This window comes from Streptomyces sp. AM25, assembly GCF_058146165.1.
This window is the reverse complement of record NZ_JBKIWN010000009.1, coordinates 322,554-348,636: the sequence shown is the minus strand read 5'-3', so window position 1 is coordinate 348,636 and position 26,083 is coordinate 322,554. Positions and strand designations below refer to the sequence as shown.

Here is a 26,083-nt window from a genome sequence, read left to right as displayed (position 1 = left end):
GTCAGGATGCTCGCAACGGGTCGCTGATCGCGGGGCGGCCCTTCGAGCGAGGGGGTCCCGTCGATGCTGCCCATCACCGTCAACACCGAGCCCGGCGAGGTGCTTTCGCCGCTCACCGCCGAGCAGCTGGCCGGGCTGATCGGCCGGCTGGGCGGCGAGGGCGACAGGTTCGCGGTGGCCGAGCGGAGCGGCGCCGGCGCCGACCACTACATCCAGACGTGGCACGAGGAGGACGGGCCGTACGAGGTGGAGTACCGTGACGGCTCGCCGGAGCGGCACTTCGGGGCCCGGATGGCCAGTGCCGAGGAGGTCACGGCCGTCTTCGTGGCCTGGGCCGGGCAGGCCGAGGGGTGGGCGGACGGCCACGCGTGGCAGCGGGTGGAGCTGTCGGAGGACGCCCCCGGGGAGAGCGCCGACGACCTGGACCCCGAGCTGCTGGAGGAGGCCGAGGAGCAGGCCCGGCTGCTGATCCGGTGCGGCTTCGACTCGCCCGGAGAGGTCGCCGAGGACGTGTCCGACTACTTCCACGACGAGGGCGTCACCCCCGTCTCCCCGGCCGCCGCCCGGCGGATCGTCGAGCGGCTGTGGCAGGAGCAGCTGGACGGGCAGAAGAGCTGGCCGGAGGTGACGGACGTGGACCGGCTGGAGACGGCCTTCGCCGCCCTCGGCACCGCCGGCATCACGGCCCGCATGCACTTCACCTGCTGCAGCAAGTGCGGCCTGGAGGAGATCGGCGACGAGGCGGCCGAGGGCGACCGCGGCTTCGTCTTCTTCCACTACCAGCACACCGAGCGCGCCGCCGAGGGCCACGGCCTGTGGCTGCTGTACGGCGCCTACGAGGCCGGCGCGGAGGACGACAGGACGGCCGCCGTCGGGCGGGAGATCGTGACGGCGCTCACGGAGGCCGGACTGACGGCCGAGTGGGACGGCGACCCGGACCGCGCGATACGCGTGGCCCCGCTGGTCTGGCGCAAGCGGGTGCAGCCGCTCTGACCGGCCCGGATTCCGCTCCGGGCCGCCGGGCGGGGGTGTCCGGCGGTAACTGCGGAAAGGCCCGGAAAGGGGCTCCTGCAGAGGCGACGGCCATGTTTCAATAGGGGACATGGCCAGCCTCCAGAACACCGCGACGGGTCGCAGCGACCTCGAGCCCTTCTGGCCTTCCCGCCAGCATCACGACTTCGACCGAGTGTGTTGTCGCGCGACCTCCGCGCAGGCCCACTCCTTCCGCTGACCCCTTCGTCGAAGTCAGCCGCCGGGACCGGACCCGGCCAACGGCCCGCGCACGTGCACGTCCTCTCGACGGTCCCTCGCGCGAAAGAGCTGAGCTCTCCATGTCGAACCTCCGTACCCTGACCGCGTCACCCGCGTCCGCCCCGGCCGCCGTCACCGTCCCCCGCCACCGGCTGCGGGCCGTGGCCCCGGGCGAGGTGCCGCCACCGGCCGCCGTCGCCGACCTGCTGCAGGCGGGGGCCACCTGGCTGCCCGCACCGCAGCACACGCTGCCCGCCCTGCCGGGGCAGCCGCCGATGGTCGGCTACCTGGTCCTGGTCCCGGCCGACCGGGCGGGCCTCCCCGGCGCCGCACCCGTGCCGGCCGCACCCGCCGCCCCCGCCATACCCGCGCCCGCCACCGAGGGCGACGCGCTGGTGCGCATCGACCCCGAGAACCGCACGGTCCGCGTCGCGGACCGGTTGCTGGACCTCACCTACCTGGAGTTCGAACTGCTGGCCCACCTCGTGGCGCACCCCCACCGGGTGCACACCCGCGACCAGTTGGTGACCACCGTGTGGGGCTACGGGCACGTGGGAGACGGCCGCACCGTCGACGTCCACGTCGCCCGGCTGCGCCGCAAGATGGGCTCCGAGTACCGATCGTCGATCGTGACCGTCCGGCGCGTGGGCTACAAGTACGCACCACCGGCCCACATCTGACGGATTCGGGCCGCCGACCGGGGCGGGTGGTGGGAGCCTGGGGACATGACGGACAAGGGCACCGACAAAACCTCCGGGCTCGTCACCCTCCTCGGCCTCCAACCGCACGTCGAGGGCGGGTGGTTCAAGGAGACGTGGCGCACCCCGGCCTCCGCGCACCCCGAGGGGTACGAGGGGCCGCGGGCGTTCGCGACCGGCATCTACTTCCTCCTCCATCCCGGCGAGACCTCCCGCTGGCACAAGGTCCGCTCCGACGAGATGTGGCTGTGGCACCGCGGCGGCCCGCTGCGGCTGCGCCTCGGCGGCACGGGCGGGGCACCGGACGAGGCCGGGGCCGCCGAGACGGTTCTCGGCCCCGGCGTCGAGCGCGGGGAGCAGCCGCAGGTGCTGATCCCGGGCGGCGTGTGGCAGGCGGCGGAGCCCGCGGGCACCGAGCCGGTGCTGGTGTCGTGCGTGGTGGCGCCGGGCTTCGACTACGCGGACTTCGTCATGACGTGACGCCTTGCGGCGCGGCCCCGCAGCCCGCGAGGGCCGGTACTGCGGCTGCGGGCCGTATGTGGCTGGTCGCGCCCACGCGGCGGAGCCGCATAATGCAGCACAGCCCCGCGCCCCTTCGGGGCGCGGCGGCCCCGCCGTCGCGGACTGCGGAAACGTTCTTCACAATGGGGAGACCCAGGCACAGCCAGACGGGAGACTCCCCCCATGCCGCAGCAGATCGATACCTCCACCATCATCAACCTCCGCGATCTCGGAGGTATCGCGCTCTCCGGCAACTCCGCGGTCCGCCCCGGCCTGCTCCTGCGCTCCGGCCAGCTGGACCGGCTGGACCCCGCGGCCGACCCGGCCGTCGCCGCCCTCGGCATCCACACGGTCGTCGACCTGCGCAGCGAGACCGAGCGGACCGAGCGCCCCGACGCGCTGCCGGAGGCGGCCCGGCTGATCGTCGCCGACGTGATGGCGGACGGCGCCACGGCCGTGACCGGCGGCGAGCAGGTGCCGGCCCGGCTGGAGGACGTCCTCGGCAACCCGGCGGTGGCCGACCGGCACCTGGGCGGCGGCAAGGCCGAGAAGCTGCTCGGCGAGGCCTATCGCGCGTTCGTGACGGCCGGCTCCGCCTGCGGGGCCTACGGCACGCTGCTGTCGGCGCTCGCCGAGCCGGACTGCGGCCCGCTGCTCTTCCACTGCACGGCCGGCAAGGACCGCACGGGCTGGGCGGCCACCGTGATCCTGCTGCTGCTCGGCGCGGACGAGGCGACGGCCGAGCGCGAGTACCTCGCCGTCAACCCGGCCGTGAAGGCCGCCTTCGCGCCCGTCATCGACCGCTTCACGGCGGCGGGCGGCGACCCGGAGATCGCGGACGCGATCCTGGGCGTCCGGCCGGTGTACCTGGCGACGGCGCTGGAGGAGATGACCCGCCGGTACGGGGACGTGGAGCGGTACGTGCGGGACGGGCTGGGCGTCTCCGACGCCGCCGTTGACCGGATCCGGGCGCGGTACCGGGCGTAGCCGGCGCCGCTCCACGGGGGCGGCCGGTTCTTCGGGTGCGGGTCGTCTGCAGTTGCTCGCGCCCACGCGGCGTAGCCGCATATCAGATACAGCCCCGCGCCCCTGACGGTGCACGGAAACGCGCGGGTGTTCGATGAAGTGACCATCCGACCATTCACTCGTTCCACCTACGTGGAGCAGCACGCTGTCGTCGACGTCGAGCAGGCCGAAGCCGCGCTCATCGAGCACTATCCGCGGCTGGTGAAGCTCGGGTACCTGGTGCTCCCGCCCTCCCTGGGGCGCAACCGGCGGGTCCTCACCGCGCACGCCCTGGTGCAGCGGGCCCTGCCGCGCAGCCGGGGAGCGGAGATCACGGTCGCCGACGACCCCGGGTACGGGTACGTGCGGCAGCAGGTCCTCCGGGCGGCGCTGGACGCCGGGCGGCCGCGCGGGCGCTGGCAGCTGCCGCGCCCCGGCCAGCTGCCGCCGCTGCTGCCGCAGGTCTGGGGGCTGCGGCTGTTCCCGCGCTCGGGCGGCGCCGACGAGCTCGCCCTCGACCAGGCCCTCGCGGCGCTCTCCGGCCCCGGCCGGGCCGCGTACGTGCTGCGCGCCCTGGAGTCCCGCACGGACCACGAGGTGCGGCGGCTGCTGACGGCCGCCGGGGTGGCCGAGCCCGGCGCGGCGCTGGCCGAGGCCGACGGGGTGCGGATCCCGGCGGGCAGCCGGGACGCGGCGCTGCTGGAGTCCGTGGAGTTCGACCCCTGCTCCCTGCAGGCCCGGCCCACGGACCTGATGCGCCGCCGCCAGCACACCCGGGCCGCCCTCGCGGCGGCAGCGGCGGTCGTCGTGTGCGGCACGCTGATCGGCCTGCCGTCGGGCGGTTGGGGCGAGGACGGCCCGGCGGCGCCGCCGTACGCGCAGAACGCGGCCGCCGAGCAGGCCCTGGACCCCGCCCGGCTGACCCGGGTCTCCCCCACCGCCTGGAAGAACGCCGACCGCCCCGGCTTCGCGGCCTGGCCCGCCCGGGGCAACCGCACCGGCGACACGGCCCTGCTCCGCCGGGCCCTCGCCGTATGGGCGCGGCCGGGCAGCTCGGTGCAGGTCACGACGACCCCGGGCACCGCGGCCGGGCCCGCGGCGGGGCCGCCGCAGCTGCTGTTCGCGGGGGACGTCGACGCGGCGACGGTCGTGCTGCTCTACGACGGGCTGCGCGTGGTGCGCTACGCGGAGTCCAAGGGCGCGGACGGCGGGGGCGCCGCACTGGACTTCGCGCGGACGGACGCGGCGGACGAGGACTCGGCGACGGCGGTGGTGGTCGGGCGCACCGACGGCAACGTCCGCTATCTGACGGCTCCTTGGCTGGGCGGCGACGACGCGTCCTTGAACGATCTGCTGAAGCCGGACGACCCGGGGCAGCCGCTGCACCGGGACGGGGACGGGGTGACCGACGCGGTGCGCAGCCCGCTCGCCGGGCAGGAGACGCCGAACGACTGCCAGAGCTGGCCCGCGCTGCAGCTGGGCGGCCGCACGGTGACCGATCTCGGCGAGCTCGTCCCCGCCCGGCTGACCACGGGCAGCCCCGCCGCCTCGGCCGGGCCGCACGACGTCGACGGCGCTCAGTCGCGCGGCGCGTGGGCCCACGCGGCCTGCCATCTGGCGACGGTGCGCGGGCAGGGGGTGCGGTCGGTGAACGTGTGGCAGTTCGCGGCCCAGCCGCTGCCCGGCGGGGCCGGGAGTGCGGAGTGGTCGTGCACCCGGGCGGAGACGTGGCGGGGTACGGGAAGCAGGGTCCTGGCGGACTTCCGCGCACCGTCCGCCCCCGTGACGGTGGTCGCCCGGGCGGAGGGCTCGCCGGCCTGCGGGGCGCGGGAGCCGCGGGTGCTGGCCGGGGTGCTGTGGAAGTCGCACGGGGGCAACTGGTACGCGCTGGGGGCGGCCGGAGGCGGTGACGTGGCGTCGCTCACCGCGACGGGGGGCGTCCACGGGAGCGCAGCGGGACCGCTGCTGGCAGTGCCGGCGCAGCAGGGGGCCCAGGCCAAGCTCGCTGCGCGGCTGACAGGTGGGGGCACGCTGCAGCCGCTTCAGTGACGCGCCGTTTCCCCGGACGGGCCGGAAGTCGCCCGGAACACCGCCACCGTCCTCCCCGGCACCGTGAAGGTTCCCGAACCCCGCTCGTACGAAGCCGACTTCACCACCGCATCCGCGCCGGCGGCCTGCACCGGGTGCACCGCCCACCCCGTCCCCCGCAGCGCAGGCACCCGCTGTGCCTGCGCGTGCAGCGTGGCGTTGAAGACGACCACCAGGTCGCCCACCCGCATGGTGACGACCCCCGGCGTCTCCCCGAGCCCCGACAGCGGGAACGACATCGTGCCCCGGTCGAAGGCCCGCTCCGTCGTCCGGATCCGGAGCAGGTCGCGGTAGGCCGCGGACGCCGCCTCCCGCGGACCGCAGCCGGGGCGCAGGGACGGGTCCGCCAACAGCGGCCGGGCGTAAGGCCACTTCGACGCGTTGCCCGCCGCCGGAGGCAGCCCGTGGCCGAAGCCGTTGCCCTGGCCGTCGCGGCAGTCCCAGTGGATCGCGTTGAACCAGTCTCCGCTGTCGTAGCTGTTGCGGTCCAGCGACTTCGACCGCAGCAGGTCCGTACCGGCCTGCGAGAGCGCCGGGCCCCGGGACAGTGCCGCCGTGGCCATCGCCACGACCTGCATCCGCGCCCGGTCGGCGGGCGACGTCGTCCGCGGGAGCTTGTACGCCAGCGCGTCGTACAGCGTCTCGTTGTCGTGCGCATCCACATACGCGAGCGCATCGCCGGGCGCGGCCGCGTACCCCGCGGGCAGGCCGTTGTAGTCGACGTCGGCGCCGCGCACCTCGCGCCCCGTCGAGTCCGTGAAGCGGAAGTCCGCGAGGTTGCCCGTCAGGCCGACCTTGATCAGGTCCTGGTCGTGCAGCAGCCGGGCCCGCTGCTCCTGCGGACTGCCGTTGACCGGCGCGCCGTTGGGGTCCGTGAACAGGCCGGACCCGAAGCCCTGCGCCCTGGGGTCCGCGTCGAAGGGGCCGCCGCCGCGCACCGCGTCGCGGGCGCGGTCGGAGAAGGTGGCGATGCCGGTGCCGGCCATGTTCTTCTGCGTGGCCTGGACGAACCGGGCGTCGTTCGCCACCTCGCCGAAGTTCCAGCCCTCCCCGTAGAGGATGACCGCCTTGCCGTCCACGCCGTCCTTGGTCACGGTCAGGGCGTCGAGCGCCTTGCGCACTGCGAGGATGTTGGCCTTGGGGTGGTGGCCCATGAGGTCGAAGCGGAAGCCGTCGACCTTGTACTGCTTCGCCCAGGTGACGACGGAGTCGACGACGAGCTTGCCCATCATGGCGTGTTCGGGCGCGGTGTTGGCGCAGCAGGTGGAGGTGGCCACCGTGCCGTCGTCGAGCAGGCGGTGGTAGTAGCCGGGGACGATCCGGTCGAGGACGGACTTCTCGTCCTGGCCCGACGCCGCGGTGTGGTTGTAGACGACGTCCATGACGGTCCGCAGCCCGGCACCGGCCAGCCCCTGCACCATCTGCCGGAACTCCCGTGTCCGGCCCGGCCCTTCGGGGTCGGTGGCGTACGAGCCCTCGGGAACGGTGTAGTGCAGCGGGTCGTAGCCCCAGTTGTAGCCGTCGCGGGCGGCCGTCCTGCCCACGCACTCCTGCTGCTTCTCGGAGTCGGCGGGGAAGGAACTCAGATCGCAGGGAGGCGTGGCCTGGTCGGACCGCCTCTCGGGGACGTTCGCGAAGTCGAAGACGGGGAGCAGGTGCACGTACGACGTGCCGGATGCGGCCAGTTGCCGCAGGTGCCGCATGCCTGCGGAGGACGTGTCCGTGAAGGCCAGGTACTGGCCGGGGTGCCGCGACGTGCGGTCCGCGATGGAGAAGTCGCGGACGTGCAGCTCCTGGATCCGGGCGTTCCGCAGCGGCACGGCCTTCGGCTTGTGCAGGGCCTGCCAGCCGGGCGGGGCGAGGCCCGGGTCGTCCAGGTCGGTGACGACACTGCGCGCGGAGTCGGTGGTGAGGGCGGTGGAGTAGGGGTCGGTGACGTGGTTGGTGACGGTTTCGCGGAGCGCGGGCACCCACACGGTGACGGCGTAGCGATAGCTCTTGCCGGTCCACGAGCGGGGGCCGGTGGCACTCCAGACGCCGGTTGCCGCGTCGCGGCGCATGGGGACGGTCCCGCCGTCGAGTTCGAGGGCGACGGTACGGGCCGTGGGGGCCCACACGGAGAGGGTGGGGCGGCCGTCGCGGAAGACGGGGCCGAGGCGGGTGCCGGCCGCGGGGCCGGCGTAGAGGTCGTCGAGGACACCGGCGATCTGGACACCGGTGGTGGCGCCGTCGTCCGACTCGGCGGTCAGACTTCCTCTGAGCGCGGTGCGCTCGTCGTCCTCGCGGGCGTGGACCTGGTAGGCGTCGTAGCCCGGGTACTCGGCCAGCCCGCCGGGGCGGAGGGTGAGGGTGAAGCGGCCGCCGTCGTGGACGAGGTGGTGCGGGCGGCTCGGATCCCCGAGCCCTTTTGGCCATGCGACCGTGGTGCGGTCGATCCACTGGACCCTCGCCCCCTCGTCAGCGGGGGCGGCATGCGCGGGAACGGCGCCCGGTAAGGACAGCACGATCACCAGGGCCAGTGCCCCGTAAGGGGCGCGGGGAACTGCGCGACCAGCCACGGACGGCCCGCGCCCGAAGAACCGGCCTAGCATCTCGCCCCCGCATACAGGCCCAGTGCCGTCCCCGGTGCGACCGATGCCGTGAACGTCCCATCCGGACGCACCGCTACACTCCGCCCACTCTGCACATCGCAATAGCTCCCGCCCGGCAACGAGCTCTTGAACGTCCTGTTCACCGCGAACGCCTCATGGTTGACGACCACATACCCCTTGTCCCCCCGCCCGAAGGCGATCGCCTGGTACCCGTTGTCCCACCAGTCGCCAACCGCCGTGCCCCGCACCGCATTGCGGAAGCCCACCATCGACTCGATCTCCGGCCACTTGTGCTGGCACTTCCATCCGTCCTGCCAACAAGCGTGCACGGCCCCGCCGCCAGGCGGCCCCGCATCGCGGTCCGTGAACTCGTAGCCGGAGTGGACGTCCGGCGAACCGTACGGCCACGCCAGCATGAAGACGTGCGCCAGCGTGTAGTCCGCACCGTCCTTGTAGGTGAGCGTGTTGCCGTCGCGCTCGGTGTCGTGGTTGTCGACGAAGACCGACGCCTTGTCCCCCGGCATGTAGGCCCAGCCCTCGCCGAAGTTCTTCAGATAGGCGAGCCGTTCGCGCTGGAACACCCGCTTGAGGTCCCACGCATAGCGGAACTCCTGGACGTCGCCGGTGCGCAGGTACTCCTCCGGCTGCACGGCCTCGCCCTGGCCGTAGACGGTCTCCTGCTTCCAGTAGACGTCCGGCTTGCTCAGCCTGCTCTTGATGGCGGCGAGGTCGCCCTCGGCCATGTGCTTGGCCGCGTCGACGCGGAAGCCGTCGGCGCCCAGCGACAGCAGGTCGTTCAGATACTGCGCCTCCCGGTCGCGGACGTGCTCGCTGCCGGTGTCGAGGTCGGCGAGGCCGACGAGTTCGCAGTTCTGGACGTCGTTGCGGTCGGCGTAGTTGCTGACGGGCTTGCGGCAGGTGTGGAAGTCGGCGTCCTGGTACGTGCCCGGGTAGCCGTACTTGGTGTGGACGGTCCCCCCGGTCCCGGTGCCCGCCCCGGCGGCCATGTGGTTGAGGACGGCGTCCACGACGACCTTCACCCCGGCGGTGTGGCAGGCACCGGTCATGGCGGCGAAGGCGTTCCGGTCGCCGAACCGGCCGGCGATGCGGTAGCTCACGGGCTGGTACGAGGTCCACCACTGGGGGCCCTGGATGTGTTCCTCGGGCGGCGAGACCTGGACGTAGCCGTAGCCCGCGGGGCCCAGGGTGTCCTTGCACTCCTTCGCCACGGATACGTAGTTCCACTCGAAGAGGACGGCGGTGACGTCCTTCTCACCGGGGACCGCAGCCTGCGCGTGCGGCTGCGCCGGCGGCACCGTCACGGCCGCTCCCGCCGCGAGGGCGACGGCAACGGCCTTGGTTCTCCGGGCGATTCCGGGGATTCCGGGCATGGCGGTGGGAGCCATGAGGCCTCCTGGGGGGTGAGGGGAGGCAGGGCACGGCCCGCACGGCGCCATTGCCTGCCGCCGAGACCGTATGCGGGTGTTTCCGTTCTTGCAAGGTCTTTCGCAAGAGATTTCAGCCTGTTAACTTCCTCCTCAGCTCGGGCCGCCCTGCTCCAGGCCGGCCTCCTTGAAGAGGAGATCCATATGCGAAGAGGCATATCGGTCGCCGCCGTCGTCGGTGTGCTGGCCCTGACCGCAACCGCCTGCGGCGGGGACGGCGGTGACGGGAGCGACGGCGCCAAGGCGGCGAGCGACCCGGGCAGCGTGAGCGGCACCGTCACCTGGTGGGACACGTCCGACGCGACCAACGAGGCACCGGCCTTCAAGAAGCTGGTCACCGCCTTCGAGGCCAAGTACCCGAAGATCAAGGTCGATTACGTCAACGTGCCTTTCGACCAGGCGCAGCAGAAGTTCAAGACGGCCGCCTCCACCGGCAAGGGCGCGCCCGACGTGCTGCGTTCCGACGTCGGCTGGACCCCGGGCTTCGCCCAGCTCGGCTACCTCAAGGACCTCACCGGCACGCCCGCGCTCGACAAGCAGGACGACTTCCTGGAGGGGCCGCTGAAGAACGCGGCGTACCAGGGCAGGACGTACGGCGTCCCGCAGGTCACCGACACCCTCGGGTTCCTCTACAACAAGGACCTCTTCCGGAAGGCCGGCATCGACAAGCCGCCGGCCGACTGGCAGGAGGTGAAGGACACGGCCCGGAAGATCAAGGACAAGACGGGTGCGGACGGCATCGGCCTGAGCCCCGACAGCTACTACTCGCTGCCCTTCCTCTACGGCGAGAACAGCGACATGCTCGACGTCGCGCACAAGAAGATCACCATTGCCGACGCGGCGTCCCTGAAGGGCATCGAGACCGCGGTGGACCTCGTCAAGTCCGGTGCCGCACCGAAGCCGGCCGGGACCGACGGGTACAACGCGCTCAAGACGGACTTCAAGAACGGCAAGCTGGCGATGCTGGTCGACGGGCCGTGGGCGACGAAGGAGATCTTCGGCGGCGACGCCTTCCAGTCCAAGGACAACCTGGGCATCTCCCCCGTCCCGGCCGGGTCCACGGGGACCGCGGGCGCGCCCGTCGGCGGGCACAACCTCGTCGTCTACGCCGGTTCGAAGAACTTCGACGCGTCGTACCTCTTCGTGAGGTTCATGACGGACACGGCCCAGGAGGAGGCGGCGTCCACGGCGATCGGCGTGCTGCCGACCCGCAAGTCCGCCTACACGAAGGACGTGCTGGCCGACCCGGTGCGCAAGGCCTACTACGAGGCGCTGGGCAAGGCTCATGCACGGCCGGCGATCCCGCAGGGCGGTGACCTGTTCACGGACTGGCTGCAGCACTACACGAAGATCCTGACGCTGAAGGAGGAGCCGAAGGAGGGGCTGGACGCCACTGCCAAGGCCTGGCAGTCGGCGCTGCTGAAGGACTACGAGATCCAGAAGTAATGACCCGCATCCGCCGCTCCTTCGACACCCACTGGTACGCCTGGGCCATGGTCCTCCCCGTGGTCCTCGTGCTGGCCGTGCTCGTCGGCTATCCGCTCGGCCGGGGCATCTACCTGTCCTTCACCGACGCGAACGAGGCCAACGTCGCGCGCACCATCGGCGTCAACCACATCCCCGCGACGTACCGCTTCGTCGGGCTCGACAACTACTGGAAGGTGCTCTCCGGGCAGGAGGGACACTTCTACTCGCGCCTCACCTGGACCGTCGTGTGGACCGCGTCCTGCGTCCTGCTGCACTACGCGCTCGGCCTCGGCCTCGCGCTGCTGCTCAACCGCAAGGTGCGGTTCCGGGCGCTCTACCGGGTGCTGCTGATCCTGCCGTGGGCGGTGCCCGCGTTCGTCGCCACCTTCTCCTGGCGGCTGATCTTCAACGAGAAGTACGGCGTCCTCAACGCCGTCCTCGACCGGCTGGGCCTCGGCACCGTCGACTGGCTCGGCGACACGACGCTCCAGAAGATCTCGGCCGTCGCCGTGAACGTCTGGCTCGGGGTGCCGTTCATGATGGTCGCCGTCCTCGGCGGACTGCAGGCGATACCGGGCGAGTTGCACGAGGCCGCCGAGATGGACGGCGCCTCGCCCTGGCAGCGCTTCCGGCACGTGACGCTCCCGGGGCTCCGCCCCGTCAGCGGGACCGTCATCCTGCTGGGCACCATCTGGACGTTCAACATGTTCCAGGTCATCTACCTGCTGATCGGCCAAGGGGCGAGCTCGGACAGCGAGATCCTGGTGACGTACTCCTACCGGCTCGCCTTCCAGGGCATCCGCGACTACGCGGGCTCGGCGACGTACGGCATCCTCATCCTCTCCCTGCTCCTGGTCTTCGCCGTCTTCTACCGCCGGATGCTCGCCCGTCAGGAGGCCGCGCGATGAGCAGCAGCACCGCCGAGCCCGTCCGCCTGCGCGGCGAGCGCTCCCGCGCCGCCTCCGTGGGCCTGCACGCGGCGCTCGTCGCCGCATCCCTCGTCTCGCTCTTCCCGGTCCTGTTCGTCGTCTACGTGTCCCTGCGCGGCCGCGACGGCTGGCAGGAGCCCACGCGGCTCACGGGCGGGCTGAGCCTCTCCAACTACAGCCACATCCTCGGGCAGACGAAGTTCCTGACCTGGTTCGGCAATTCGGTGATCGTCGCGGTCGGCGCGACCGTGCTCGGCGTGCTCGTCTCCGCGAGCGCCGGCTACGCGGTCTCGCGGATGCGCTTCCCCGGCCACCGGCCGCTGATGTGGACCTTCCTGGTCGTCCAGATGTTCCCGATGGCGGTGCTGATCGTGCCGCTCTACACCATCCTCGGACAGCTGGAGCTGCTCGACTCCTACACCGGCCTGATCCTCACCTACTGCTCGGTGTCGGTACCGTTCTGCGCCTGGATGCTCAAGGGGTACTTCGACTCCATACCGGCCGAGATCGACGAGGCCGGGCGCGTCGACGGGCTCACCCCCTTCGGCACCTTCTGGCGGCTGATCGTGCCGCTGGCCCGGCCCGGACTGGCCGTCACCGCCTTCTACTCCTTCATCACCGCCTGGGGCGAAGTGGCCTTCGCCAGCCAGTTCATGAGCAGCGAGGAGCACTACACCCTCGCCGTCGGCCTGCAGACGTTCGTCGGCCAGCAGAAGGCCGAGTGGGGGCTGATGACGGCCGCGGCCGTGCTCATCACCGTCCCGGCCGGGCTGGTGTTCTTCCTCGCCCAGCGGCACCTCGTCGCCGGGCTGACGGCCGGCGGTACCAAGGGCTGAAACAGGCACTCACCTTGTTCCGCCCCCGTCGTTGACCCGTGCATCCGCTGCACCGCTGCACCGCACCCGTCCATCCCGTACACCCCGACCCGATAGGACGTACATGACCCAGGACCTCGCGCCCTCCGTACGCCAGGCCGTCCGCCCCGCCGCGCAGGCGGAGGGATGGTGGCGCAGCGCCGTCATCTACCAGGTGTACGTGCGGTCGTTCGCCGACAGCGACGGCGACGGCATCGGCGACCTGCGCGGGATCCGCGAGCGGCTGCCGTACCTGGCCGGGCTGGGCGTGGACGCGGTGTGGCTGACGCCGTTCTACGCCTCGCCGCAGGCGGACGGCGGGTACGACGTGGCGGACTACCGGGCGGTGGACCCGCTGTTCGGGCAGCTGTCGGACGCCGACGACCTGGTGCGCGAGGCGCACCGGCTGGGCCTGCGCATCATCGTCGACATCGTGCCGAACCACACCTCCGACCGGCACGCCTGGTTCCGGGCCGCGCTCGCGGGCCGCCGGGAGAAGACGGCCCGCGAGCGCTACCACTTCCGCCCGGGCCGGGGCGCCGGCGGCGAACTGCCGCCGAACGACTGGGAGTCCGTCTTCGGCGGCCCCGCCTGGACCCGGATCAGCGAGCCGGACGGCACGCCGGGCGACTGGTACCTGCACCTGTTCGCGCCCGAGCAGCCGGACCTCAACTGGGAGAACCCGGAAGTGCGGGAGGAGTTCGCGTCCGTCCTGCGGTTCTGGCTGGACCTGGGCGTGGACGGCTTCCGCATCGACGTCGCGCACGGCATGGTCAAGGCCCCCGGGCTGCCCGACATCGGGCGTACGGAACAGGCCAAACTCATCGGGGCGCAGGTGCTGCCGTTCTTCGACCAGGACGGGGTGCACGAGATCCACCGCGCCTGGCGGCAGCTGCTGGACTCCTACGACGGGCAGCGCATCGGCGTCGCGGAGGCGTGGGCCCCGACGTCCGAGCGGCTCGCCCTGTACGTCCGTCCCGACGAACTGCACCAGGCCTTCAACTTCCAGTTCCTGACGTGCGAGTGGGACGCGCAGGCGATGCGGGACGTCATCGACCGGTCGCTCGCGGCCACGCAGTCGGTGGGGGCACCGACGACCTGGGTGCTGTCCAACCACGACGTGGTGCGGCACACCACCCGCTACGGCGGGGACGACGCGGAGCTCGGCCTGCGGCGGGCCCGGGCCGCGGCGCTGCTGATGCTGGCGCTGCCGGGCTCGGCGTACGTCTACCAGGGCGAGGAGCTGGGGCTGCCGGAGGTGACGGACCTGCCGGACGAGGTGCGCCAGGACCCGGCGTTCTTCCGCGGGGACGGGCAGGACGGCACCCGCGACGGCTGCCGGGTGCCGATCCCGTGGGAGGGCGGGGAGGCCCCGTACGGCTTCGGCCCGGGCGGCAGCTGGCTGCCGCAGCCGGCCGCGTGGGCGGGCCTGTCCGTGGCCGCCCAGGCCGGGGACCCGCGCTCGGTGCTGGAGCTGTACCGCTCGGCGCTGGCGCTGCGCCGGGAGCTGCCCGGGCTCGGGGACGGCGGGATGCGCTGGCTGGACGCGCCCGAGGGGGTGCTGGCCTTCTCCCGGCCGGGGTTCGTGTGCACGCTCAACACGGGCCGCGGCGAGGCGGCGGTGCCGGTGCCGGGCCGCCCGGTGCTGGCCTCGGCCGCCCTTGAATTCGCCGGTGGGACAGTCCGCCTGCCTTCGGACTCATGTGTGTGGTGGGCAGTCTGACATGAGACCGGTACAGTCACCTCCTGTGACCGCACGGCTGGCCGATATCGCAGCCCAGGCGGGTGTCAGCGAAGCAACCGTCAGCCGCGTCCTCAACGGCAAGCCGGGGGTGGCCGCCTCCACCCGCCAGTCCGTGCTGGCCGCGCTCGACGTGCTGGGCTACGAACGGCCCGTGCGGCTGCGGCAGCGCAGCGCCGGGCTGGTCGGACTGATCACCCCCGAGCTGGAGAACCCCATATTCCCGGCCTTCGCCCAGGTCATAGGGCAGGCCCTCACGCGCCAGGGGTACACGCCCGTGCTGGCCACGCAGACGCCGGGCGGCTCGACCGAGGACGAGCTGACGGAGATGCTGGTCGACCGCGGCGTCTCCGGAATCATCTTCGTCTCCGGACTGCACGCCGACACCTCGGCGGACATGCAGCGCTACGAGCGGCTGCGCGGCCAGGGCGTGCCGTTCGTGCTGATCAACGGCTTCTCGTCGAAGGTACGGGCCCCGTTCGTCTCCCCGGACGACCGGGCTGCCGTGCGCCTCGCCGTCACCCATTTGGCCGCACTCGGCCACCGGCGGATCGGGCTGGCGCTCGGGCCGCAGCGGTACGTGCCGGTGCAGCGCAAGATCGAAGGCTTCCTGGCGAGCATGCAGGAGCAGCTCGGGACGGCCGCGGAGGAGACCCGCACGCTGATCCGGCATTCGCTGTTCACTCTTGAGGGTGGTCAGGCCGCGGCCTCCGCCCTCATCGACCGGGGGTGCACGGCGGTGGTGTGCGCGAGCGACATGATGGCGCTCGGGGTGGTGCGCGCGGCGCGGCAGCACGGTCTCGAAGTCCCGCGCGACGTCTCGGTGGTGGGCTTCGACGACTCCCCGCTCATCGCCTTCACCGACCCGCCGCTGACCACGATCCGGCAGCCCGTGCAGTCGATGGGCCAGGCCGCGGTGCGGGCCCTGCTGGAGGAGATCGGGGGAACCCCGGCACCGCACAGCGAGTTCGTCTTCCTGCCCGAACTCGTCGTCCGCGGCTCCACCGCATCCGCTCCGCGGGTTCGTACGGATGCCCGCACGGACGATCGTCCAGGGGCGCGTGCGCTCGCCACGAATCAGGCCGAAACAGGGCAGTCCGCTCCTCGGGGATGATCTGCGCCGGGATCCTTTCTGGCAGACTCTTTTCCCATGGGTGAAGCCACAGTGAGGACCCTGGAAGGCCGGACGGCCGCCCCGTCACCCACCGGCGAGCGCATACAGCCGCCGGCGGACCACAGCGTGCTGCGCAGGCTGCGCAGGCCCCGACGGCCGCGGTTGTGGTTCGAGGTGCTGCTGATCGCGGTGAGTTACTGGACGTACTCGCTCGTACGCAACGCGGTTCCCGAGCAGAGATCCGCCGCCGAGCGCAATGCCGACTGGATCTGGCAGACGGAACAGACGCTGCACATCGCCGTCGAGCACACGGTCAACCGCGCGGTGAATTCGGTGACGTGGCTGGTCGTGGGCATGAACTACTACTACGCCACGCTGCACTTCATCCTCACCATCGGGGTCCTGGTGTGGCTCTACCGCTGGCACCCCGGCCGTTACGCGGCCGCCCGGCTGGCCCTTTTCGCCACCACCGCCGTGGCGTTGCTCGGCTACTACCTGTATCCGCTGGCCCCGCCACGGCTGATGAGCGACCTCGGCTTCGTCGACACCGTCGTGGTGCACCACACCTGGGGTTCGATGGCCTCGGGCAACCTGGCCGACATGTCCAACCAGTACGCGGCCATGCCGTCGATGCACATCGGCTGGTCGACGTGGTGCGGCCTCACGATCGCCATGCTGGCGCGCCCGCTGTGGGCGAAGGTGCTGGGGGCGCTGTACCCGGTGATGACGCTCGTGGTCATCGTCTCCACCGCCAACCACTTCTGGCTGGACGCGGTCGGCGGCCTGGTGTGCCTGTCCGTCGGCTTCGGCCTGTCGTACGCGTGGTACGGGGCGGTACCGAGCCGGCTGGCGCGGCAGGCGCCCCGCAAGGGGCGCGGGGAGCCGCGCGAGTAGCCACGACGCGCCCGCACCCGACGAACCGCCTACGCCCCGTAGAACAACTCCTCCACAACGGCCCGGGCCCGCCGGGTCGTTCGGCGGTAGTCGTCGAGCATGTCCCCGACATGCCCGGGCTCGTAGCCCAGATACCGCGCCACGGCGGCAACCTCCCGCGGATCCGCGGGAAACGTGTCCCCGGCCCGCCCGCGCACGAGCATCACCGCGTTGCGCACGCTGGTCGCCAGCACCCAGGCCTCGTCCAGTATCCGCGCGTGGTCGGTGGAGACCAGCCCCGCCGCCTGCGCGGCGGCGAGCGCCTCGCGGGTGCGGGGGGTGCGCAGGCCGGGCTCGGCCCAGCCGTGCTGCATCTGCAGCAGCTGCACGGTCCATTCGACGTCGGACAGCCCGCCGCGGCCCAGCTTGGTGTGGGTCGTGGGGTCGGCGCCGCGCGGCAGCCGCTCGGACTCCATGCGGGCCTTCAGACGCCGGATCTCGCGCACCGCGTCCTCGCCGAGCCCCTCGACGGGATAGCGCAGCGGATCGACGAGCTCGATGAAGCGCCGCCCCAGGTCCGCATCGCCCGCGACCACTTCGGCGCGCAGCAGCGCCTGGCTCTCCCACACCAGCGACCAGCGGCGGTAGTAGGCCGCGTAGGAGGCGAGGCTGCGCACGATGGGCCCCGACCGGCCCTCGGGCCGCAGGCCGGCGTCGACGAGCAGCGGCGGGTCGGTGGTGGGCAGTTGGAGCAGCCGGCGCATCTCGCCGGCCACCGCGAACGCGGCCTTGGCGGCCTCCTCGTCGGAGACGCCCTCGCGCGGCTCGTGGACGAACAGGACGTCCGCGTCGGAGCCGTAGCCCTGTTCGCGGCCGCCGAAGCGGCCCATGCCGATGACGGCGAAGCGGGTGGGCAGGGTGTCGCCCCACTCGGCGCGGACGGCGGCGCGCAGGGCCCCGGCGAGGGTGGCGGCGTTGAGGTCGGAGACGGCGTTGCCGACGGTGTCGACGCGGGCGGAGATGTCGCTGCCGGCGGTCTCGGCGTGCCCGCGGGAGCCGGTGCCGTGCTCGCCGGTGGCGTGGGCGCCGTTGCCGGTCCGCCCGTAGGCGCCGATGATGTCGGCCGCGGCCGTGCGGAACAGCTCGCGGCGGCGCACCCCGCGGGCGGCGACGATCGCGGCCTCGGCGGACTCGGCGCGGCCCACCGCGGCGAGGGCCTCCTGCTCCAGCGCCTCCCGGCCGCGCGGCCGCAGCCCGCCCGGGTCGCCGAGCAGGGCGACGGCCTCGGGGGCGCGGAGCAGCAGGTCGGGGGCGAGGCGCCCGGCGGACAGCACGCGGGCGAGGTTCTCGGCGGCGGCACCCTCGTCGCGCAGCAGCCGCAGATACCAGGGCGTCCGCCCGAGAGCATCGGACACCTTGTGGAAGTTGAGCAGCCCTGCATCCGGATCGGCGGAGTCGGCGAACCAGCCGAGCAGCACGGGCAGCAGGGTGCGCTGGATGGCGGCCTTGCGGGAGACGCCGGAGGCCAGGGCCTCCAAGTGCCGCAGGGCAGCGGCCGGGTCGGCGTAGCCGAGGGCCTCCAGGCGCTGGCCGGCGGCCTTGGGGCTGAGCCGGATCTCGCCGGGCTCCAGCTGGGCGACGGCGTCCAGCAGAGGCCGGTAGAAGAGCTTTTCGTGCAGCCGCCGTACTTCGCGGGCGTGCCGCTTCCACTCCTTGCCGAGCTCGGCGACGGGCTCGGTGCGGTGCCCGAGCGACCGGCCGAGGCGGCGCAGGTCAGCCTCGCCCTCGGGCATCAGGTGGGTGCGGCGCAGCCGGTACAGCTGGATGCGGTGCTCCAGGGAGCGCAGGAACCGGTAGGCGGAGTCGAGCGAGGCGGCGTCGAAACGCCCGACGTACCCGCCTGCGGCGAGCGCGGAGAGGGCGCCGAGGGTGCTGGTGCCGCGGAGCGTGGCATCGCTCCTCCCGTGCACCAACTGCAGCAGTTGCACGGCGAATTCGACGTCGCGCAGCCCGCCCGGTCCGAGCTTGAGCTCGCGGTCGACGTGGCCGGCGGGGATGGAGGCGACGACGCGGTGGCGCATCTGCTGGACGTCGGTGACGAAGTTGTCCCGCTCGGCGGCCTGCCACACGAGGGGCGAGACGGCGTCGACGTAGGCCTGCCCGAGGTCGAGGTCGCCGGCGACGGGCCGGGCCTTGAGGAGGGCCTGGAACTCCCAGGTCTTGGCCCACCGCTGGTAGTAGGCGAGATGCGAGGAGAGGGTCCGTACGAGGGGCCCGTTGCGCCCCTCGGGGCGGAGGTTGGCGTCGACGGGCCAGATGGTCCCCTCCGGGGTCACATCCGAACAGACCCGCATCATGCGGGAGGCGAGCCGGGTGGCGGACCGCAGGGCGTCGGCCTCATCGATGCCGTTCGCCGCTTCCGCGACGAAGATGACGTCCACGTCGGAGACGTAATTGAGCTCGTGCCCGCCGCACTTGCCCATCCCGATGACGGCGAGCCGGCAGGCCGCGTCGTCGTCGGGATGCTCCTCGCAGGCGATCCGCAGGGCGACGCGGAGGGTGGCGGTGGCGAGGTCGGCGAGTTCGGCGGCGGTCTGGGCGACGTCGATGCTGCCGCTGACGTCGCGGGCCGCTATGGCGAGGAGACAGCGCCGGTAGGCGGCGCGGAGGGAGTCGGCGGGCGAGAGCCCCTCGATCCGCGGGGCGAGGGCCCGTTCGAAGTCGGCGGTACCGGGGTGCAGGTCGGCGGCCTCGAAGGTGACCAGGGCGTGCCAGTCGCCGGGGTGCCGCACGAGATGGTCACCGAGCGCCTCGGAGGCCCCGAGCACCCCGAGGAGCCGGTCGCGCAACGGCTTGGAGGCGACGAGGGTGCCGAGCAGCCCCTGCCGGTCCGCGTGCGGCAGAGCCTCCGCCAGCCGCACGAGCGCACCGAGCGCGAGGTCGGGATCGGCGGTGGCCCCGAGGGCGTCGAGCAGCACGGGATCGGACTCCACCCCGGCCAGCGCAGGCATCCCGAGCAGCCGCTCGGCACCGGCGGCATCGGAGAACCCGTACCGCAGCAACCGTGTGAAGGTGCTGCTCCTGCGCCCCGGCCCCGTCATTGCGCCGCCTCCAGCCCATTCGGTCCTGGTGGCCCAGCCTATCGGGCGGTGCGGGGGCCGGGGCGTTGCGGAGGATGCTGTTCCGGTGGCGGAAACCCTCGTGAAACGGGGCGGGGGGTGAGGATTTGCGTCGGCGGAGGCGGGGATTCCGGTGCGGGACCGGTCTGTCAGCGAGCCGCTGCCCGTACCAGCGCCGCGTTGTCGGGCGCCGGCGCCCCGTCAGGGGTGTGCAGCACGTCCTCCAGGCCGATCCTGGTGGCCAGCCCGCGGCGCACCGCCATGCGCAGAACGGGCCAGGCGCCGCCGTCCTGGCCGTGGAGCAGCACAGGCGCCGGCACATCGAGCTCCCGCAGGAGGCGTTCCGCCGTTTCCGGCGCAGAGCGCGGGTCCGTGTCCATGACCTCGGCGAGGACGCGCAGCACGCGAGGGGCGAACGGCGAGGCGCGGAACCGGCTCGGCGCGTCCGTACCGGAGAAGATGCCGGCCTCGATGGCGACGCCCTTGTCGCACAGTGCAGCGGCGACCAGGTCGGCGCCGTCCTCGTGCCAGTTGACGGATGCATGGTCGGGCGTGACGGTCCAGGACCGTACCGATGCGGCTCGCCGACGGGCGTCGGGCTCGGCCCAGGCTCCCGTGGTCACACCGACCGGGATCCCGGGGACGGCTGCGCGTACCGCCTCGACGGCCTTGGCGACGACGTCGGGATCGAGTGTGTCGGTGCCGTCAGGCCGCTTGGGATGCAGATGAATGTCCTGCGCTCCGGCGGCGACTGCCGCACGGGCCGCCTCGGCGAGCTCGGCCGGGGCGACGGGAAGGGTCGGGCAATGCTCCCGCAACCGGGGGCCGTTCAGGCATACCTGCAACATGCACACGATGGTGGCACACCCCCGCCAACCGGCGGGGAACCGCCCCCTCCGCAGGATGACCGTCGTAGCCATGCGGCCGATTGAACACTTCGCCGGATGACGAAAGCGTGGAGGCCCGCCCCGCACGACACCTGCAGAGGAACACCATGCCCCACTCCAGACAGCGGCTCTCCGCCCGGCGCGTCACGACAACGGTCATGGTCACGGCCGTGGTTCTCGCCGTCACCGGTACCACCGTCGCCCAGGCCGCACCGCCCGTCCAACCGCAGAGCGGCGCTTCCGCCCCCGCTCCTCGGCAACTCGCCGACGAATACACGCACATCGTCGTCGACAAGCGGCCCCGGGGCGAAGCGAATACCGACGAGCTGCGCGAGTCCTTGAACAGGAACGGGCTGCAGACTGCGAAGAGCCGTTGGGCCGCCGAGGGCAAGGACGTGGACGCCGAGCTGGCCAGGGCCGGTTCGGGGTATGCGAAGAACGGGCATCACGAGCACGTCTTCATGTGGGATTCCACGAAGAAGGGCATCGAGGGCGGCAACGCCATCGAGAAGAACGGGGACGCCATCAGGGTCAAGATCCGGTGGGACGCCCTGAAGAAGGACGGCCGTTTCCTCAGCGGCACGCTCAAGGGCGACAGCGGCGGCGGGCCCCTCGGGGGCGAGTCCACCAATGGGGCCTGGGCCTTCAAGGGGGACATACCGCGGAAGTATCTGTTCATCGTCGGCGTGGACGACGCCTCGCACCCCGGCATGGGCCAGTGGCTCGCCGGCAAGGGCTGGCCCGACGGCAACGGCGTGTGCGGGGGCGGCAGTTCGTCGGGGCGGGCGAAGCGGTCCGTCGTCGCCTGTGAGAAGGGGAAGCCCACGGGTGAGGAGGCCTCGCTCGAGGACCTCGAAGCGCGGCAGGTCGAGCAGGTCTTCGGCGAACTCGCCGGGAAGTACGGGCTGAAGGTCGTCGCCCCCGACGGCAAGCAGCTGGCGCCCTCCGAGATCCACGCCCGGATCCGCGGCTACAGCAAGCTCTCGCCCGAGGCGAAGGCGAAGCTCCGGGCGAATCTCAAGTCGGCCGGGAGCACGGCCAAGGGGGCCCTGTTGGTGGCCGGTGGCGTGCTGTGGGCGAAGGGCGTGCACGACGCCTTCGCCAACGACACCACCAGCCTGGACAAGGCGGCCGCCATCACGGCCATCGTCCCCTTCGTGGGCTGCGGCACCCAGGCCGGGGCCGCCGCCGACCACGGCACGTTCGACGCCGACGACACCGCGGCCTGCTTCGGCGCCGATGCACTGCTGGTCACGCCGCTGTGGCCGGCCGGGATCACGCTCCACGGCGCCCGTTACTTCACGGACAAGTGGAAGAAGGCGCAGATCCCCTCGATCACGGTGTTCCAGCAGGCCCGCGACGAGGCGTGGCGGAAGTCCCTCGACGGCTTCCGGGCCGACGGCCTGCAGAAGCTGGTGAAGTCGGCCGCCGAGGCGGAGGAGCAGCAACTCGCCGCGGAGAAGGCGGTGATCCTGCACAACGCCGCCGAGAAGATGGCCGAGATCGACAAGGGCGGCGCCTCCGCCGAGGCCAAGAAGCTCCTCAAGTGGAGCACGGAGCGCAAGGCGCGCGAGCAGATCAAGGAGCTTCCGGCGAAGCTGCGCAAGCAGTACGACGCAGCGATCCGGGACGCGCTCGTGGAGCGCGCGAAGCAGTACAACGAGGAGTTCATCAAGCAGGAGGTGAACATCTCCCGCTGGACCGAGGAGTCCTGGCAGGCGGCCCTGCACGGGCCCAGCCACTCCCGCGCGGACCGGCAGGAGTACCTCGACAAGCTGATCCAGCGGCTCCGGGACGCCGACATGCTGCCGCCGGTGCCGGATGCGGATGGCCTTCGGCCGGATATCGAGCGGGCTCGGCAGGCCTTGGGCTGAGGCTCAACTGCGGGTCCGTTGTGGCTTGTCGCGCCCACGCGGCGGAGCCGCATATTCAGCAGAGCCCCGCGCCCCTTTGGGGCGCGGGGACCGCCACACCGGCAACGACGGGCGCTACAGCACCGGCAGCATCTTCCGCAGCTCGAACGCCGTGACCTCCGAGCGGTACTCCTCCCACTCCTGCTTCTTGTTGCGGAGGAAGAAGTCGAAGACGTGCTCGCCGAGCGTCTCGGCGACGAGCTCGCTCCGCTCCATGAGTTCGATCGCCTCGCCCAGGTTCTGCGGCAGCGGCTCGATGCCCATGGCGCGGCGCTCGGCGTCGGAGAGGGCCCACACGTCGTCGTCGGCGCCGGCCGGGAGTTCGTAGCCCTCCTCGATGCCCTTGAGGCCTGCGGCCAGCAGTACCGCGTACGTCAGGTAGGGGTTGGCGCCCGAGTCGATGGAGCGGACCTCGACGCGCGTCGACCCCGTCTTGCCGGGCTTGTACATGGGCACCCGGATGAGGGCGGAACGGTTGTTGTGGCCCCAGCAGATGTACGAGGGGGCCTCGCCGCCGGCGCCCGCGGTGCGCTGGGAGCCGCCCCAGATGCGCTTGTAGGAGTTGACCCACTGATTGGTGACCGCGGACGTCTCGGCCGCGTGCCGCAGCAGACCGGCGATGAAGGAGCGGCCGACCTTGGACAGCTGGTACTCGGCGCCGGACTCGTGGAAGGCGTTGCGGTCGCCCTCGAACAACGACAGGTGGGTGTGCATCCCGGAACCGGGGTACTCGGAGAAGGGCTTGGGCATGAACGTGGCGTGCACGCCCTGCTCCAGGGCGACCTGCTTCATGACGATCCGGAAGGTCATGACGTTGTCGGCGGTGGAGAGCGCGTCGGCGTAGCGCAGGTCGATCTCCTGCTGGCCGGGGGCGCCCTCGTGGTGGCTGAACTCGACCGAGATGCCCATGGATTCGAGCATCGTGATGGCCTGGCGGCGGAAGTCCATGCCGACGTTGGTCGGAGTGTGGTCGAAGTAGCCGGAGTTGTCGGCGGGGGTCGGCCGGGAGCCGTCGACCGGGTGGTCCTTGAGCAGGAAGAACTCGATCTCGGGGTGGGTGTAGAAGGTGAACCCGAGGTCGGAGGTCCTGGCCAGGATGCGCTTGAGGACGTAGCGCGGGTCGGCGTAGGACGGCGAGCCGTCCGGCATCAGGATGTCGCAGAACATCCGGGCGGTGCCCGGGGCCTCGGCGCGCCAGGGCAGGATCTGGAAGGTGCCCGGGTCCGGCTTGGCGATCATGTCGGACTCGTAGACGCGGGCGAAGCCCTCGATCGCGGAGCCGTCGAAGCCGATGCCCTCGTCGAAGGCCTGCTCCAGTTCGGCGGGGGCGACGGCGACGGACTTCAGGTAGCCGAGCACATCGGTGAACCACAGCCGGACGAACCGGATGTCGCGCTCTTCGAGCGTGCGGAGCACGAACTCCTGCTGCTTATCCATAGCTACCTATCCTTGCAGGTCAGACGGCTCGTTTCAGCGGACGCGGGCACATGCGGGCACATGCTGGACCTTGAGTATCACGGCTGCGGGTTACCGGATGGTTTCCGGACGCCTGCCGCACTGTTCCGCCTTCTGGGTGCATCGTACTGATGCACGGACGGAACGGCGCGGTCGATCACCGTCCGCAACCGGGGGCGGTTGCGGACAGGCGGGTGCATCCGAAAGCCGAAGGAACCGAACGACTCTTCGGGAATGTCTTGATCTTCAGACCAGATCGCCCGACAGAGGAGGATCCGCCCTTGAATCCGCGAGAGAACCGCCCCACCCGTCGTACGGTCCTTGCCCTCGGCGCCGGAACGGCCCTGGCCGCCGCCGCAGCCGTCGCGTCCGGTGGCGGAACGGCCTTCGCAACGGCCCCGGCGGACCGGCGCGGGGTGTCCGGGCAACTGGCCGCACTGGAACGTGAGCACTCCGCCCGGCTCGGCGTGTACGCGCGCAACATGGCCACGGGCGCGACGGTGCGGTACAAGGCGGACGAGCGTTTCCCGATGTGCTCGACGTTCAAGACGGTGGCCGTCGCCGCGGTCCTGAGGGACCTCGACCGGAACGGCGCGTTCCTGGACAAGCGCATCCGGTACACCGCGCAGGACACCGACAAGGCGAAGTGGGCCCCGGTCACGGGCAAGGCGGAGAACCTCGCCGGCGGCATGACCGTCGAGGCACTCTGCGACGCCGCCATCCGCTACAGCGACAACGCCGCCGCGAACCTCCTGCTCCGCGAGCTCGGCGGCCCGACCGCGGTCACCCGCTTCTGCCGGTCCCTCGGGGACCGGGTCACCCGGCTCGACCGGTGGGAGCCCGAGCTCAACTCTGCGGAGCCGACGCGCTGTACGGACACCACCAGCCCGTACGCCATCGGGAAGACCTACGCGGACCTCGTCCTCGGCACCGCGCTCGACACGCAGGACCGGGAGCGCCTCACCCGCTGGCTGCTGGGCAACACGACCAGCGACGAGCAGTTCCGCCTCGGCCTCCCGAAGGACTGGATGGTCGCGGACAAGACCGGCGCCGGCGACTACGGCACCGGCAACGACGTGGGCATCGCCTGGACCCCGGACGGCACCCCGGTCGTCCTGGCGGTGCTGTCGACGCACCCTGACGACCCCAAGGCCGAGACGGACCGCCCGTTGATCGCCAAGACGGCGGCGCTGCTGGCGAAGGCGGTCGCCCCGTAAGGGGCGCGAGGGCGAACACCGGGCACCGCTGCACGCGCTACACCCGTATGAACGGCGTGGCCAGCACCGCCGCCGCAATCGCCTGCGGCCGGTCGTACATCAGCAGGTGCCCGGCCGGCGCCACCGCCTCGAACCGGCCGTCCAAGCGCTCGGCAAGAGCGCGCTGGCGCTGCAGCCAGCGGCGCTCCAGCCAGGAGCCCGAGCCGGGGGACGCGGCCAGCACGGTGACCGGGACCGGCGGGAGGGAGTGCCGGGTGCGCAACTCCTCCAGTTCCGCGGCCACATCGCGGTAGCGTGCGTTCTCCATGAGGACGGCGCGCGCCACCCGGCCCGTCCCGTAGGTGCGGCGCACCAGCTCCGCGGGGGCCGGGTCCTGGCGCTTGACGGAGGCGGCACGGACCGAGAGGTGGCGCAGGGCGGGACCCAGGGCCCTGGGCAGCCCGGCGCCGGAGAGGGCCCGGCCGCGCAGGCGGGCGGCGGCGGTGCGCAGTTCACGTCCCGGCGCGGGGCGGGCGTCCTCCTCGACGCTGCCGTCGACGAGCACGAGCCCCGCCGTGCGCTCGGGATGCAGGCGGGCGAACGCCTCGGCGTGGAAGCCCGCGAGGGAGTGGCCCACGACCGTCACCGGCCCCGCCAGCTCCAGCGCGTCGAGCACGCCCGCGATCCGCCCGGCCTCCCCGGAGGCTGTGGGCGGCTCCGTGGCCGGGGCGCTGAACCCCAGGCCGGGGCGGTCGAAGCGGACGACGGTGCGGTACGGGGTGAGCAGCGGCACGAGCGGGTCCCAGTCGAACCAGCCCATGCCGAGCCCCGCGCTGAGCACGCACACCGGCCCCTTGCCCTCGCGCAGCACGTGCAGGGGCACTCCGCCGACCCGCAGCATCCGCCCCGGCGGCCGTTCCGCACCGCTCATCGCTTCCCCCTTCGTTCCCGCTCCG

Annotated in this window: 19 protein-coding genes; 13 read left to right on the top strand and 6 right to left on the bottom strand. The window is 72.2% G+C overall.

The genetic code is table 11. From position 1 onward, the window contains the following. The first annotated feature begins 63 nt into the window (after window positions 1-63). From ACLHRZ_RS14265 to ACLHRZ_RS14245, 5 genes are all read left to right on the top strand, one after another. A complete protein-coding gene (locus ACLHRZ_RS14265) occupies window positions 64-993 on the top strand; it encodes a DUF6891 domain-containing protein (protein WP_490418766.1) in 930 nt (309 codons plus the stop codon). A 338-nt stretch (window positions 994-1,331) separates the two neighbouring features. Beyond that, window positions 1,332-1,931, top strand: coding sequence for a winged helix-turn-helix domain-containing protein (locus ACLHRZ_RS14260; protein ID WP_490418765.1), 600 nt, complete (start codon window positions 1,332-1,334; stop codon window positions 1,929-1,931). A 45-nt stretch (window positions 1,932-1,976) separates the two neighbouring features. Next, window positions 1,977-2,429 carry a cupin domain-containing protein gene (locus ACLHRZ_RS14255; protein ID WP_490418764.1) on the top strand — a complete coding sequence of 151 codons (453 nt, stop codon included), beginning with the start codon at window positions 1,977-1,979 and terminating at the stop codon, window positions 2,427-2,429. A 204-nt stretch (window positions 2,430-2,633) separates the two neighbouring features. After that, window positions 2,634-3,437 (top strand): tyrosine-protein phosphatase, encoded by an 804-nt coding sequence (locus ACLHRZ_RS14250; protein WP_490418763.1) that lies wholly within the window; start codon window positions 2,634-2,636, stop codon window positions 3,435-3,437. A gap of 138 nt (window positions 3,438-3,575) precedes the next feature. Next, a complete protein-coding gene (locus tag ACLHRZ_RS14245; protein WP_490418762.1) occupies window positions 3,576-5,504 on the top strand; it encodes a hypothetical protein in 1,929 nt (642 codons plus the stop codon). On the opposite strand, the gene pulA is transcribed toward ACLHRZ_RS14245, so the two are convergent. Both pulA and ACLHRZ_RS14235 read right to left on the bottom strand, forming a co-directional pair. After that, entirely contained in the window at window positions 5,498-8,134 is a 2,637-nt protein-coding gene (gene pulA, locus ACLHRZ_RS14240) for a pullulanase-type alpha-1,6-glucosidase (protein WP_490418761.1), read from the bottom strand. The genes ACLHRZ_RS14245 and pulA overlap by 7 nt on opposite strands. Continuing rightward, on the bottom strand, window positions 8,128-9,540 hold the full coding sequence (locus ACLHRZ_RS14235; protein WP_490418760.1) for an alpha-amylase: 1,413 nt from the start codon (window positions 9,538-9,540) through the stop codon (window positions 8,128-8,130). The genes pulA and ACLHRZ_RS14235 overlap by 7 nt, the downstream gene beginning before the upstream one ends. 183 nt (window positions 9,541-9,723) lie before the next feature. Here ACLHRZ_RS14235 and ACLHRZ_RS14230 point away from each other — a divergent pair, with 183 nt between their 5' ends. The 6 genes from ACLHRZ_RS14230 to ACLHRZ_RS14205 all read left to right on the top strand — a co-directional run bounded on the left by ACLHRZ_RS14230 (window position 9,724) and on the right by ACLHRZ_RS14205 (window position 16,578). Further along, complete coding sequence (locus ACLHRZ_RS14230) at window positions 9,724-11,025, top strand: extracellular solute-binding protein (RefSeq protein WP_490418759.1); 1,302 nt, start codon at window positions 9,724-9,726, stop codon at window positions 11,023-11,025. After that, window positions 11,025-11,954, top strand: coding sequence for a carbohydrate ABC transporter permease (locus ACLHRZ_RS14225; RefSeq protein WP_490418758.1), 930 nt, complete (start codon window positions 11,025-11,027; stop codon window positions 11,952-11,954). Before ACLHRZ_RS14230 ends, ACLHRZ_RS14225 begins: the two co-directional genes overlap by 1 nt. Further along, entirely contained in the window at window positions 11,951-12,811 is an 861-nt protein-coding gene (locus ACLHRZ_RS14220; RefSeq protein ID WP_490418757.1) for a sugar ABC transporter permease, read from the top strand. The genes ACLHRZ_RS14225 and ACLHRZ_RS14220 overlap by 4 nt, the downstream gene beginning before the upstream one ends. A 103-nt stretch (window positions 12,812-12,914) precedes the next feature. After that, window positions 12,915-14,552 (top strand): glycoside hydrolase family 13 protein, encoded by a 1,638-nt coding sequence (locus ACLHRZ_RS14215; protein WP_490418756.1) that lies wholly within the window; start codon window positions 12,915-12,917, stop codon window positions 14,550-14,552. 25 nt (window positions 14,553-14,577) lie between these two features. Beyond that, on the top strand, window positions 14,578-15,684 hold the full coding sequence (locus ACLHRZ_RS14210; RefSeq protein ID WP_490418755.1) for a LacI family DNA-binding transcriptional regulator: 1,107 nt from the start codon (window positions 14,578-14,580) through the stop codon (window positions 15,682-15,684). Window positions 15,685-15,720: 36 nt separating this feature from the next. Beyond that, window positions 15,721-16,578: a phosphatase PAP2 family protein gene (locus ACLHRZ_RS14205; RefSeq protein WP_490418754.1), complete on the top strand. Its 858-nt coding sequence runs from the start codon at window positions 15,721-15,723 to the stop codon at window positions 16,576-16,578. Window positions 16,579-16,607: 29 nt separating this feature from the next. On the opposite strand, the gene ACLHRZ_RS14200 is transcribed toward ACLHRZ_RS14205, so the two are convergent. Then, on the bottom strand, window positions 16,608-19,658 hold the full coding sequence (locus tag ACLHRZ_RS14200; RefSeq protein ID WP_490418753.1) for a bifunctional [glutamine synthetase] adenylyltransferase/[glutamine synthetase]-adenylyl-L-tyrosine phosphorylase: 3,051 nt from the start codon (window positions 19,656-19,658) through the stop codon (window positions 16,608-16,610). Between the two features lie 167 nt (window positions 19,659-19,825). Further along, window positions 19,826-20,524, bottom strand: a complete 699-nt coding sequence (locus tag ACLHRZ_RS14195) for a 3-keto-5-aminohexanoate cleavage protein (RefSeq protein ID WP_490418752.1) — start codon at window positions 20,522-20,524, stop codon at window positions 19,826-19,828. Between the two features lie 146 nt (window positions 20,525-20,670). Between ACLHRZ_RS14195 and ACLHRZ_RS14190 the strand changes: the two genes are divergently transcribed. Further along, window positions 20,671-22,437 (top strand): hypothetical protein, encoded by a 1,767-nt coding sequence (locus tag ACLHRZ_RS14190; protein WP_490418751.1) that lies wholly within the window; start codon window positions 20,671-20,673, stop codon window positions 22,435-22,437. 114 nt (window positions 22,438-22,551) lie between these two features. Here the strand turns inward: ACLHRZ_RS14190 and glnA are convergent, their stop codons facing one another. Beyond that, complete coding sequence (gene glnA, locus ACLHRZ_RS14185) at window positions 22,552-23,913, bottom strand: type I glutamate--ammonia ligase (RefSeq protein WP_490418750.1); 1,362 nt, start codon at window positions 23,911-23,913, stop codon at window positions 22,552-22,554. A 299-nt stretch (window positions 23,914-24,212) separates the two neighbouring features. On the opposite strand from glnA, the gene bla reads away from it, so the two are divergent. Then, complete coding sequence (gene bla / locus ACLHRZ_RS14180; RefSeq protein WP_490418749.1) at window positions 24,213-25,148, top strand: class A beta-lactamase; 936 nt, start codon at window positions 24,213-24,215, stop codon at window positions 25,146-25,148. A 37-nt stretch (window positions 25,149-25,185) separates the two neighbouring features. On the opposite strand, the gene ACLHRZ_RS14175 is transcribed toward bla, so the two are convergent. Next, window positions 25,186-26,058 carry an alpha/beta fold hydrolase gene (locus ACLHRZ_RS14175; RefSeq protein ID WP_490418748.1) on the bottom strand — a complete coding sequence of 291 codons (873 nt, stop codon included), beginning with the start codon at window positions 26,056-26,058 and terminating at the stop codon, window positions 25,186-25,188. Window positions 26,059-26,083 lie beyond the last annotated feature (25 nt).